Here is a 12,090-nt window from a genome sequence, read left to right as displayed (position 1 = left end):
CGACTGTCTTCCGCAAGTGCGAAAGACCCTGGTCCATTCTGTCGCAGGGAAGCGGCCGCCGGCTCGGGCGGGCCGCCCAGCAGCACGATCGCAGGTTCCATGACCGACGGTTCCAAGACCGACGCCAGCAAGACTGACGGTTCGCCCGTCTCCCGCCGGCGGACCTTCGCCATCATCTCGCACCCGGACGCGGGCAAGACGACGCTGACCGAGAAGCTGCTGCTGTTCGGCGGCGCGATCCAGCTCGCCGGCGAGGTCAAGGCCAAGAAGAACCGCGTCAGCGCCCGTTCCGACTGGATGGGCATCGAGAAGGAGCGCGGCATCTCGGTCGTCACCTCGGTGATGACCTTCGAATACGCCGACTGCGTCTTCAACCTGCTCGACACGCCCGGCCACGAGGACTTCTCGGAAGACACCTACCGCACCCTGACGGCGGTGGACTCGGCCATCATGGTGATCGACGCCGCCAAGGGCATCGAGGCGCGCACCCGCAAGCTCTTCGAGGTCTGCCGCCTGCGCGACATTCCGATCGTCACCTTCATCAACAAGATGGACCGCGAGAGCCGCGATCCCTTCGATCTTCTCGACGAGATCGAGAAGACGCTGGCGCTCGACACCGCCCCGGTGAACTGGCCCATCGGCCGCGGCCGCTCCTTCGCGGGCACCTACGACCTGGCGAAGAACACCGTCCGCCGGCTCGACGCGGACGACGAGGCGCAGCCCGTGAACGGGCCGGACTCCCCGGCCGTGCTCGAGATGCTGCCCGAGCACGAGCGCGACGCCTGGGCCGAGGAGATCATGCTGGCCCGCGAGGCCTGTCGGCCCTTCGAGCTGAAGCCCTTCCGCGAGGGGCATCTGACCCCGGTGTTCTTCGGCAGCGCGCTGCGCAATTTCGGCGTCCGCGACCTCATCGACGCGCTCGCGGCCTTCGCGCCGCCGCCGCGCGGGCAGGATGCGGATGTGCGCCGGGTCGAGGCCGAGGAGCCCCGCATGACCGGGTTCGTGTTCAAGATCCAGGCGAACATGGACCCGAACCACCGCGACCGCATCGCCTTCATGCGGGTGTGCTCGGGCCGGCTCAGCCGCGGCATGAAGGCCAAGCTGGTGCGCACCGGCAAGCCGATGGCGCTGAACACGCCGCAGTTCTTCTTCGCCCGCAACCGCGCCATTGCGGACGAGGCCTGGGCCGGCGACGTGGTGGGCATCCCCAACCACGGCACGCTGCGCATCGGCGACACGCTGACGGAGGGCGAGGACCTGCTGTTTCGCGGCGTCCCGAGCTTCGCGCCCGAAATTCTGCGCCGCGTGAAGCTTCAGGACGCCATGAAGGCCAAGAAGCTGCGCGAGGCGCTGCAGCAGATGGCCGAGGAAGGCGTGGTGCAGCTCTTCATCCCGCATGACGGCTCGGGCGCCATCGTGGGCGTGGTGGGGGCGCTGCAGCTCGACGTGCTGAAGGAGCGGCTGCAGGCCGAATACGGCCTGCCGATCGACTACGAGCAGACGCGCTTCGCGATCTGCCGGTGGATCGCCTCCGACAGCCGGCCGGACCTCGACAAGTTCATCGACGCCAACATGTCGGCGATCGCGTCGGATCTCGACGGCGCGCCCGTGTTCATGGCGGCGAGCCCCTTCTCGCTGCGCTACGACGAGGAGCGGGCTCCCAAGGTGCGGTTCTCCGACATCAAGGACTACCAGATCCGCGAAAAGGCGGCCTGACCCGCGGCCTGGGGAGGACCCCGGCCGCTCAGGCGGCCTCGGCGCGCGCGGGCTCGGGCTGCTCGAGCGCCGGCTGCGCGTCGTTCTCCGCCATCCTGGGCCCGGTGGAGCGCACGGCCGCGACCAGCGCGGCGCCGGCCGCCGCATAGGCCAGGGCGAACAGGACGAAGCTGGGCTTGACCCCGGCGAGGACCCCGAGCAGCAGCCCGGCGATCGTGAAAGCGGCGACGATGGCGGCCTCGATCATGATGGTGTCTCCCCCAGTGACGGCCCGGTCGGGCGCAAATGATGGGCCGCTGTCGCGCGGCGCTGCGGGGGGATGCGGGCAGTCTCTCCCGCTGGCGCCGCGCGCGCCATTCGCAATTGTGCGTAGCCGCGCGGCCGCGCTTCCCGGGGGGCCGCGCAGGCGCTAATGCTGGGCGGTCCTGCGTCCCCGAGAGACCGCCATGAGCCTGATCCCTGACCGTTCCTCCCTGACGATCGGCTTCGCGCATGGGGCCTACCAGCTCGCCGACGCCTTCGCGGCGCTTGACACCGGGGTGCGGCATTTCCAGGTCTCCACGCCGGAGGCCCTGATGGCGCGCATGCCGGAGGTCGACGTCCTGGTGATCTCCTTCGCGTGGCGGGACGCGCTCCTGGAGAGGGCGCCGAAGCTTCGCTTCGTGCAGTCGATCAGCGCCGGCACCGACCAGTTCAACAAGGAGCTGCTGAAGAGCCGCGGCGTGAGGCTCGCCAGCGCCCAGGGCGGCAACGAGCGCGCGGTGGCCGAGCACGCTATGGGGCTGCTGCTGTCGCTGACCCGCCATCTGCATCTCGCCCGCGACGACCAGGCGAGGCGCCACTGGCGCCCGATGATCGGCGACCGCACCCGCCGGGAGGACGAGCTCGGCGGCAAGACGCTGGTCATCGTCGGCATGGGGCGCATCGGGTCGCGGCTGGCCGCGCTGGCGCGGGCCTTCGACATGCGGATCGTGGCGGTGAAGCGCAACACGGCGCCTCTGCCGGGCGTCGCCGACGCGGTGGTGGGCCCGGACCGGCTGAACGAGGCGCTCGCCGAGGCCGACGTGGTGGCGCTGACATGCCCGCTGACGCCGGAGACCCAAGGCCTGATCGGCCGCGACGCGATCGCGGCCCTGAAGCCGGGGGCGCTGTTCATCAATGTGGCGCGCGGCAAGGTGGTGGACGAGGCGGCGCTCACCGAGGCGCTGGCCCAGGGCCGCATCGCCGGAGCCGGGCTGGACTGCTTCCACGACGAGCCGCTGCCCGCGGCTTCGCCGCTCTGGGCGATGCCGCACGTGATCGTCACGCCGCATTCGGCCGGCGAGACTCGCCGCTACGAGGCCAATGTGCTGGCCATCCTGATGGACAATCTCGGCCGGCTGTGGCGCGGCGAGGCCGAGCTGCGCAACGCGATCGTGTGAGCCCGCCGTCGGGGCGGATCAGACCACGACCGTGATCCGCCGCGCCGCGCGGGTGAGGCCCGTATAAAGCCAGCGCGTGCGGTGCTCGCGGAAGGCCCAGCTCTCGTCGAAGAGCACGATGTCGTCCCATTGCGAGCCCTGCGACTTGTGCACCGTCATGGCGTAGCCGTAGTCGAACTCGTCGGATTCGCGCCGGATCATGAAGGGGATCTCCTCGCCTTCGCCCTCGAAGAACTCGCGCAACACCTTCACCTTCACGGCCTTGCGGCGGCCCTCGTCCTCGGGGGTGAGCTCCAGGCGCACGAAGCCCTTCAGCGGTTCGCGCAGGGCCTTCACGGTCCAGGCGCCGCCGTTCAGCAGGCCCTTCTTCTTGTCGTTGCGCAGGCAGACGAGCTTCTCGCCGACGGCCGGCATGGGGTCGCGGAAGCCCTTCAGCTCGCGCATGCGGCGGTTGTAGAGGCGCCGCGTCTTGTTGAGGCCGACCAGGACCTGGTCGCAGCCCAGCACGGCCCCGGCGTCGATGTCGGCGCGCCGGATCACGCGGCTGTCGCCGTACTCGCCGACGGCGAGGCGCTCGGCGCCCTCGCGGATCTCCATCGAGAGCCGGATGATGGGGTTGTCGCGCGCCTGGCGGTGCACCTCCGTCAGCATGGCGTCGGGCTCGTGCTCGGTGAAGAATCCGCCCCCCTTCACGGGCGGCAGCTGCGCCGGGTCGCCCAGCACCAGGACCGGGACGCCGAAGGAGAGCAGGTCGCGGCCGAGCTCCTCGTCCACCATCGAGCACTCGTCGATGACGATGAGGTCGGCCTTGCTGGCCGCGCTCTCGCGGTTGATCGTGAAGAGCGGCGCCTCCTCGTCCTCCATCGCCTTGGGCCTGTAGATCAGGCTGTGGATCGTGGCGGCGTCGGCGCAGCCTTTCTGGCGCAGCACATGGGCCGCCTTGCCCGTATAGGCGCCGAAGGCGACCTCGCCGTCGATGCCCTCGGCGAAGTGCCGGGCGAGCGTGGTCTTGCCGGTGCCGGCGAATCCGAACAGGCGAAACACCTGCGGAGTCCCGCGCTTCAGCCAGGCGGCGACCTGCTTCAGCGCTTCGTCCTGCTGGGGCGACCATTCCATGCGGAGAACCTGTCTCGTGTCCAAAACCGGAACACTAGTCGATTCCCGCGCGCGGCGCCGCCCGCGTGACGGTCACTTCGAGAGGGCGACGATCCCGCCCGTGGGGCCCACGCCCTGCGGCACGGGGACCGAGGTGCCGGCGTAGTTGCTGTTGAGCACCAGGTTGGGGCCGTCCTTCAGCTGCACCTTGCGGGCGACCACCACCGTGAAGGCGGACTGGTCGGCGATCGCGCCTGCCCCCTTGGCGTTGAGGTCCATGCGCAGGATCCCGTTCTTCAGGTAGATGGTCCCGAGCAGTTGGGTGACCTTCTTGCTCTTGATTTCGAAGTTCAGCGGCGCGTCTCCGGACGTCGCCCGGCCCGGGTCCTCGAAGAACAGGAAGCCGGCGAGTTCGCCCGTGCGCGGCGCCGAGAGGGCGACCTGCGTCTCGTCGTCGAAGGCGAAGCGGCTCTTCTGCCCGGTGAAGTAGAACGCCGCGCCGGCGTTCGAATCGAGCATCTTGAGCACGGCCTTGTTCTTGACCTGGAGGTCGCCTCCCATGACGTAGATTCCGCCCGGAAGACCGCTGGTGCCCGTGAGGGTGACGACGGCGTCGTCCTTGATGGTGATGCCGCCGCAATACAGGCCCGGCGGGAGCATGACGCTCGCGGATCCCTGGATGACGAGCGGCGGCAGGTTCAGCGGGCAGGAGGCCGCCAGCGCGGTCCTGTAGCCCAGCGGGTCGGGCCGCAGCGCCGGGCAGGCGACCGGCGCGGGCGTGGAGTTCACCCGGGAGGCCGGCGTCGTCACGCTGCACACCTTCGTGGCGGTGACCGAGGAGGTCGCGTCGACGACGAGGCCCGACGAGGACGAGGAATTCGAGTAGACCGCGCAGCCATTGGCCGTGACCCGCGAGCCCGCCTGCAGCCACAGCGCCTGGCTGCTGGCCTCCTCCAGGGCGATCATGCACAGCGGCGCGGCGCCCATCATGCGGGCCGTCGACGTCGCCTCGACCTCCGTCAGGGAGGGCGCGACATAGCGGGCCATCACGGTGGCGACGTCCTGGCGCAGCTTGATGGCCACGGTCGCGCCCGCGCCGTCATAGACGCTGGTGACGTTGGTGAGGTCGCCGTTGCGGCTGATCAGGAGCGCGGTGGAGGTCTGCGGGGCCGCGGCGCCTCCGGCCGAAGGCTGCTGCGCCGTCGTCATGGCGGAGCTGTCGGGCTGCGTCGGGCTGAGGCTCGCCCCGATCTTGGCGGCCACGTAGTTCAGCGACACGGTGGCGACGCGGCGGGAGTCGGCGTTGGCGACCCGCAACTCGCTGGCGCCGGCGATCGCGGCGCTGTCGGCGGCCGACTGCAGGACGCTCTGCTGCTGGTAGACCTTGCTGAGATCGACGGCCAGCATGGCGGCGCTCGCCAGGGCCGGCATGGCGACCGCGGCGACCACGCCGAAGCCGCCGCTGGTGTTCCGGGCGAATCTCCGGAGGACGCGCGAGACCGCTCGAAGCGCCATCACGCGGCCGCCGCTCCCAGATCGCCGGCGGGGCTCTGGCTGCGGGCCAGCGCCGCCGCCTTGGCGGCGCGGTCGGCGCGCAGCACGAAGCGGAGCTGGTAGGTGAGCAGCCGCCAGTTGATCGGCTTGGTGACGTAGGATGTGGCGCCGACCTCGTAGGCCCTATCGATGGCGAAGAGGTCGTCGCGCCCGGTGGCGACCACGACCGGCAGAGCGGCCAGCTTCGGCTCGGCCCGGATCCGCATGATCAGGCCGAGCCCGTCGAGGCGCGGCATGTCGAGATCGACCATGGCGAGGTCGAATCCGCCTTCCTCCAGGCGCTCCCAGGCGGCGACGCCGTCCTCGACCGTCACGACCTCGACCTGCGACGAGGCGATGTGCAGGTTGGCGAATTCGAGCAGGATCGGGTCGTCGTCAGCGACGAGAATTCTGGCTCCGTCTTCCGAGATGAACGCCAGTTCGAGCGGGTTTCGTTTCCCGAGCAGCATTTCTATGCACTCTGAAGCATTTGGGCTGAAACTATCGGGCAAACGTGAAGCATTTATTGCTCCAACTGTGCAGTTCTCAGTGATGCACACACAATTTTCCGCTTCAACCGACGTGCATCCTCCAGTTGATTTTTGTCTAGACCAATGATCATTAAGGCCTTCGTCAGATCTCGATGCTCTCATTAAGCATCGGATCCCCGGAACATCGCCTTGTCTGCTGCCCCTCCATTCCGGTCCATTCGGACGAAGCTCGTGCGGCTGGTCCTGGCCGCCGTCAGCCTGACCGTGCTGGCCAGCACGCTCGTGGCGGTCGCGCACACGGCCGACGAGTTCGCCAGGAGCCGGCGAACCATCCTGGTGAACGCCGCGCGGGTGTTCGCCGCCGCGGTGGCCAAGGGCGTGGAGAGCGAGAACGAGGCCCAGATCTATGACGCCCTCGTCGGCATGCGGGCCTTCGACGGGAGCGAGGGCGGCGGCTCCATCTCGTTCATCGGCGTCGAGGCGCTGAACGGGCGCATGCTGGCCGATCTCGGGCAGACGGCGCGGCTGGTGCGCGACAGCAGCCTGGGCGGCCAGTCGGACGCCTCGCTCTGGGCGATGCTGCGCAGCCGCACCATCCAGGTGGTCGAGCCCGTGAGGTTCCCCGGGCGCGAGCCCATCGGGCGTCTCATCCTGGTGATGCCGGCCGACGGGCTCATGGCCGCGCTCATGCGCACCGTCGCCATCAGCCTGGCGGGCGGCGTCGCGGCGATCGGCCTCGGCCTCGCGGCGGCGCTGCGCATGCAGCGCTCGATCACCCAGCCCGTCCTCAGCCTCGCGGCGACCATGGCCCGCGTGCGCGACCAGCACGACTTCCACAGCGTCGCCCGTCAGGAGGCCAATGACGAGGTCGGCCAGCTCGTCGGAAGCTTCAACGCCATGATGCATGAGATCCGCGAGCGCGACGTCAAGCTGGCGGACCACCGGGCGCATCTGGAGCAGCAGGTTCTGGAGCGCACGCACGATCTCAGCGTGGCCAAGAACGCGGCCGAGACCGCCAACGCGGCCAAGTCCGACTTCCTGGCCACCATGAGCCACGAAATCCGCACCCCCATGAACGGCGTGCTGGTGATGGCGGAGCTGCTCTCGGCCGGCGACCTGCCGGCCCGGCAGCGCCGCTACGCCGAGGTCATCGCGCGCTCGGGCAAGAGCCTGCTGGCGATCATCAACGACATCCTCGACCTCTCCAAGGTCGAAGCCGGCAAGATGGAGGTGGAGCAGATCCCGGTCGACCCGGCCGAGGCCGCCGACACCGTGCTCAGCCTGTTCTGGGAGCGCGCCCAGAACAAGGGCCTCGATCTGGCCGCCCACGTCGCCCCCGACACGCCCGCGACGCTGCTGGGCGATCCGGTGCGGCTCAACCAGGTGATCGGCAACCTGGTCAACAACGCCATCAAGTTCACCGAGCGCGGCCATGTCCTGCTCTCGATCGGTCTCGACCCGCACGACCCGTCGCGGCTGCGCTTCGCGGTGAGCGACACCGGCATCGGCATCCCGGCGGACAAGATCGACAAGCTGTTCTCCGCCTTTTCGCAGGTGGACCAGAGCACCACGCGCAAATTCGGCGGCACGGGTCTGGGGCTCGCCATCTCCAAGCGCCTCGTCGAGGCCATGGGAGGCTCGTTCCGGGTGACGAGCGAGGCCGGCCGGGGCTCCACCTTCGCGTTCTCGATCCCGGTCCGCGACGCGGGAGCGGCGCGCGCCCTGCCGCGGGCGCCGGCGCTGGACGGCAAGCGCCCGCTGGCCATCGTGGCGGTGCGGGGCGACGCCACCGCGCGGGTCGCCGCCGACCACCTGGCGGCGTGCGGCTACGGGGTGGAGCGGCGCGATCCCGCCGAACTCGCCGGGCCGGACGGCGCGCTGCCGGCCTGTGACGTGCTCTTCGCGGAAGGGTCGGTGCTGGCCGCGGCGTCCCGCCAGAGCCGGGCCGGCGCGCGGCGCGTCGTGGCGCTGACGACCATGGGGGACGGCGCGGAGCGGCAGCTGGAGACCGGCGGGGTCGCGGACGCGCTCCTGGTGCGGCCGCTCGCGGCGGCGGAGCTCGACGAACTCGGCCGGCGCCTGGCGCTCGGCCAGTCGCTTCGCGCCCTGGGCGGCGAACGCCGCGGCCGCACGGACTCCGTCCCGCGCTTCCAGGGCCGGCGCGTGCTGGTGGCGGACGACAGCCCGGTCAATCGCGAGGTCGCCGTGGAGGCGCTGGCGCGGCTCGGCGTGCAGGCCGAGGTCGCGGTGGACGGCCGCGGCGCCGTCGAGATCGCGCGGCGCGGCGGCGTCGACCTGATCCTGATGGACGGCAGCATGCCGGAGATGGACGGCTTCGAGGCGTCGCGGCGCATCCGCGCCCTGGAGGCGCAGGAGGGCCGCGCCCGCCTGCCGATCATCGCCCTCACGGCGCATGTGGTCGGCTCGGCCGCCGACGCATGGACGACCGCCGGCATGGACGGGATCCTGCACAAGCCGTTCACGATCGCCGCCCTGGCCGAGAGCCTCGCGCCGTGGCTCGCCGGCCAGGAGGGCGCGGCCGCCCCGGCGCCCGCTCCCCTGGCTCAGGACGAGGCCGACCCGGCGGGCGAGGCCGAACTGCTCGATCCCGCGACCTTCGGCGAACTGGAGGGCATGGCCTCCTCGGACGGCGGCGCCTTCCTGGCCCGCATCGTGGGCCTGTATGTCGACCACGCCCCCAAGGCGCTGGCCGAGCTGGAGGCGTCGCTCGACGCCGACCCGGAAGACCAGGCCAAGGCGGCGCATGCGCTGAAATCCATGAGCTTCAACATCGGCGCGGTGCGCGTCGCGGCGCTGGCGGGCGCCTGCGAGAAGCGCGTGCGCGTGGATGGCGGGCGGGTCGACGCGGCGGCCGTCGCCGAGCTGCGCGAGCAGCTGGACGCGACGCTGGCCGCCCTGGAGCCCCACCGCCGGCCGGACGCGCGCAAGTCCGCCGCCTGAGTCGGTCCGGCCCGGGCCGACGCCGGACGGCCGGAACCGTCGTTCCGGGGCCCCTGTGGCGAACCCCTACGTAGTCCTTCGCATCCGGCCCGCTTCGCAGGCGCAGCCTCGAATTCCAGCCGTTTCGGCCCGATATCGGCCGGCTTGGCCTTTTGTCTCGGCGGCATATTGATCGAGGTCAACGCGCGCCCCCGGCCCCCTCCCCATGGTGCCCCCAATCCAGCCGATCCCCGCGGCCCTTGGTCCATGCCAGGCGTCGCTCGGGAGAGGCGCTGAGAGCGGATCACGGTCCCAAGGGGGAGAACATGGCGCATACGGCGTCTACCAGTAAGAGCATCACGATCGGCGAGGGGGGAGCCGCGATCGCGTTCGCGGCGCTCGCGGCCCTCTCGATCCTGATCGCCGCGAAAGCGTGGACGCCAGCCTACGCCTTCCACGCCTATCTGTTCGCGGCCGGCAGCGTCGCGGCGGTGTTCGCGATCTTCAACCGCTACTCCAACCGGCCGGCCGAGGCGCCGGCGCAGGTCGTCGACGGCCGGCCGAACTACAGCTACGGCCCGATCCAGTTCGCCACGATCGCGGCGGTGTTCTGGGGCATCGCCGGCTTCACGGTGGGGCTCTACGCGGCGCTCGAGCTGGCCTTCCCGGCGCTGAACTTCGACTTCGGGCTGATCAATTTCGGCCGCCTGCGGCCGCTGCACACCTCGGCGGTGATCTTCGCCTTCGGCGGCAACGTGCTGATCGCGACGTCCTTCTACGTCGTGCAGCGCACCTGCCACGCGCGGCTGGCGGGCGACATCGCCCCCTGGTTCGTGGTGCTGGGCTACAACTTCTTCATCGTCATCGCCGGCACCGGCTACCTGCTCGGCATCTCGCAGGGCAAGGAATACGCCGAGCCCGAGTGGTACGCCGATCTCTGGCTGACGGTGGTGTGGGTCGTCTATCTGCTGGTTTTCCTGACCACGCTGTGGAAGCGCCAGGAGCCGCACATCTACGTGGCCAACTGGTTCTACCTCGCCTTCATCGTCACTATCGCGATGCTGCACCTGGGCAACAACGCCGCCGTGCCGGTGTCGATCTACTCGCCCAAGTCCTACATCGTCTGGTCCGGCGTGCAGGACGCCATGGTGCAGTGGTGGTACGGCCATAACGCGGTCGGCTTCTTCCTCACCGCCGGCTTCCTGGCCATCATGTACTATTTCATCCCGAAGCGCGCCGAGCGGCCGGTCTATTCCTACCGGCTGTCCATCGTGCACTTCTGGGCGCTGATCTTCATCTATATCTGGGCGGGCCCGCACCACCTGCACTACACGGCTCTTCCCGACTGGGCGCAGACGCTCGGCATGGTGTTCTCGATCATCCTGTGGATGCCCTCCTGGGGCGGGATGATCAACGGCCTCATGACCCTGCAGGGCGCGTGGGACAAGCTGCGCACCGATCCGGTGCTGCGCATGATGGTGGTGTCCGTCGCCTTCTACGGCATGTCGACCTTCGAGGGGCCGCTCATGTCGATCAAGTCGGTGAACTCGCTCAGCCACTACACCGACTGGACCATCGGCCACGTGCATTCGGGCGCGCTGGGCTGGGTCGGCTACGTCTCCTTCGGGGCGATCTACTGCCTGGTGCCGTGGGTTTTCAACCGCAGCCGCCTCTATTCACTGCGGCTGGTGAACTGGCACTTCTGGGTCTCGACCATCGGCATCGTCTTCTACATCTCGGCGATGTGGGTGTCGGGCATCCTGCAGGGTCTGATGTGGCGCGCCTACACCAGCCTGGGCTTCCTCGAATACTCGTTCATCGAGACCGTAGAGGCGATGCATCCCTTCTACGTCATCCGCGCGCTGGGAGGCGGACTGTTCCTCGCCGGCGCTCTCATCATGGCCTTCAACATCTGGAAGACGATCACGTCGCCCGAGACCCAGGCGGTCGCGGACATCCGTCCCCAGCTGGTTCCGGCAGAGTAAGGGGGCTCACATGTCCGTCTGGGCCAAGCACAAAGTCTTCGAAAAGAACTCGCTCGTCCTCCTCGTGGGCATCCTGGTCGCGGTCGCGATCGGCGGGCTCGTGGAGATCGCCCCGCTCTTCTACCTGAAGAGCACGATCGAGGCCGTGCAGGGCGTTCGTCCCTACACGCCCCTCGAGCTGGCGGGCCGCAACATCTATCTGCGCGAGGGCTGCTACAACTGCCACTCGCAGATGATCCGCCCGCTGCGCGACGAGGTGGAGCGCTACGGCCACTACTCGCTGGCGGCCGAGAGCATGTACGACCATCCGTTCCAGTGGGGCTCCAAGCGCACCGGGCCGGATCTGGGACGCGTCGGCGGCAAGTATTCGGACGAGTGGCAGCGCGCCCACCTGGTCAACCCGCGCGCCGTGGCGCCGGCGTCGATCATGCCCGGCTACCCGTTCCTGGCGTCGACGGCGCTCGACTACGAGCACATCGCCGACGACATGCGGGCGCAGGCCGTCGTGGGGGTGCCCTACACCACCGAGATGATCGCCAAGGCCAAGGGCGACATCCTGGCCCAGGCGGCCAACGACGACCCGGGCGCGGCCGACCTCGCCAAGCGCTACCCCAAGGCGCTGGCCCGCGACTTCGACGGCAATCCGTCCGAGGTCACCGAGATGGACGCCCTCGTGGCGTACCTGCAGGTGCTGGGCACGATGGTCGACTTCAAGACTTACGACGACAAGGCGAACGTGCGCTGAGGAGGCGTCGGTGACTTACGAATTCCTGTCTGAGACTGCCCAAACCTGGGGGACCGTCGGCTTCGTCGTGATGTTCGCCCTCGCGCTCGCCTACGCCCTCAACCCCAAGAACCGCGCCCAGTTCGATCACGCTGCGCGCCTGCCGCTCGAGAAGGACTGACCGC

Annotated in this window: 10 protein-coding genes; 6 read left to right on the top strand and 4 right to left on the bottom strand. The window is 69.5% G+C overall.

Annotated elements, in window-relative coordinates:
* The first annotated feature begins 99 nt into the window (after positions 1-99).
* Positions 100-1,716, top strand: a complete 1,617-nt coding sequence (locus ACYVO7_RS06415) for a peptide chain release factor 3 (RefSeq protein WP_460448988.1) — start codon at positions 100-102, stop codon at positions 1,714-1,716.
* A 28-nt stretch (positions 1,717-1,744) separates the two neighbouring features.
* On the opposite strand, the gene ACYVO7_RS06410 is transcribed toward ACYVO7_RS06415, so the two are convergent.
* Positions 1,745-1,963: a hypothetical protein gene (locus ACYVO7_RS06410; protein WP_460448987.1), complete on the bottom strand. Its 219-nt coding sequence runs from the start codon at positions 1,961-1,963 to the stop codon at positions 1,745-1,747.
* Between the two features lie 199 nt (positions 1,964-2,162).
* On the opposite strand from ACYVO7_RS06410, the gene ACYVO7_RS06405 reads away from it, so the two are divergent.
* Positions 2,163-3,137, top strand: coding sequence for a D-2-hydroxyacid dehydrogenase (locus ACYVO7_RS06405; protein ID WP_460448986.1), 975 nt, complete (start codon positions 2,163-2,165; stop codon positions 3,135-3,137).
* Between the two features lie 18 nt (positions 3,138-3,155).
* Here ACYVO7_RS06405 and ACYVO7_RS06400 read toward each other — a convergent pair whose 3' ends face one another.
* The 3 genes from ACYVO7_RS06400 to ACYVO7_RS06390 all read right to left on the bottom strand — a co-directional run bounded on the left by ACYVO7_RS06400 (position 3,156) and on the right by ACYVO7_RS06390 (position 6,235).
* The gene (locus tag ACYVO7_RS06400) at positions 3,156-4,253 is read right to left on the bottom strand and encodes an ATP-dependent DNA helicase (RefSeq protein ID WP_460448985.1); all 1,098 of its coding nucleotides are present in this window, start codon (positions 4,251-4,253) and stop codon (positions 3,156-3,158) included.
* Positions 4,254-4,325: 72 nt separating this feature from the next.
* Positions 4,326-5,747 (bottom strand): TadE/TadG family type IV pilus assembly protein, encoded by a 1,422-nt coding sequence (locus ACYVO7_RS06395; RefSeq protein WP_460449136.1) that lies wholly within the window; start codon positions 5,745-5,747, stop codon positions 4,326-4,328.
* Positions 5,747-6,235 (bottom strand): response regulator, encoded by a 489-nt coding sequence (locus tag ACYVO7_RS06390; protein WP_460448984.1) that lies wholly within the window; start codon positions 6,233-6,235, stop codon positions 5,747-5,749. The genes ACYVO7_RS06395 and ACYVO7_RS06390 overlap by 1 nt, the downstream gene beginning before the upstream one ends.
* 252 nt (positions 6,236-6,487) lie before the next feature.
* Here ACYVO7_RS06390 and ACYVO7_RS06385 point away from each other — a divergent pair, with 252 nt between their 5' ends.
* From ACYVO7_RS06385 to ACYVO7_RS06370, 4 genes are all read left to right on the top strand, one after another.
* Positions 6,488-9,217: a hybrid sensor histidine kinase/response regulator gene (locus ACYVO7_RS06385; RefSeq protein ID WP_460448983.1), complete on the top strand. Its 2,730-nt coding sequence runs from the start codon at positions 6,488-6,490 to the stop codon at positions 9,215-9,217.
* Between the two features lie 305 nt (positions 9,218-9,522).
* The gene (ccoN, locus tag ACYVO7_RS06380) at positions 9,523-11,181 is read left to right on the top strand and encodes a cytochrome-c oxidase, cbb3-type subunit I (RefSeq protein ID WP_460448982.1); all 1,659 of its coding nucleotides are present in this window, start codon (positions 9,523-9,525) and stop codon (positions 11,179-11,181) included.
* 10 nt (positions 11,182-11,191) lie between these two features.
* Complete coding sequence (gene ccoO / locus ACYVO7_RS06375; RefSeq protein WP_460448981.1) at positions 11,192-11,926, top strand: cytochrome-c oxidase, cbb3-type subunit II; 735 nt, start codon at positions 11,192-11,194, stop codon at positions 11,924-11,926.
* 10 nt (positions 11,927-11,936) lie between these two features.
* Positions 11,937-12,086, top strand: coding sequence for a cbb3-type cytochrome c oxidase subunit 3 (locus tag ACYVO7_RS06370; RefSeq protein ID WP_460448980.1), 150 nt, complete (start codon positions 11,937-11,939; stop codon positions 12,084-12,086).
* Positions 12,087-12,090: the final 4 nt, after the last annotated feature.

Source organism: Alsobacter sp. SYSU BS001988, from assembly GCF_054796215.1.
This window is presented reverse-complemented; position numbering and strand designations above follow the sequence as displayed.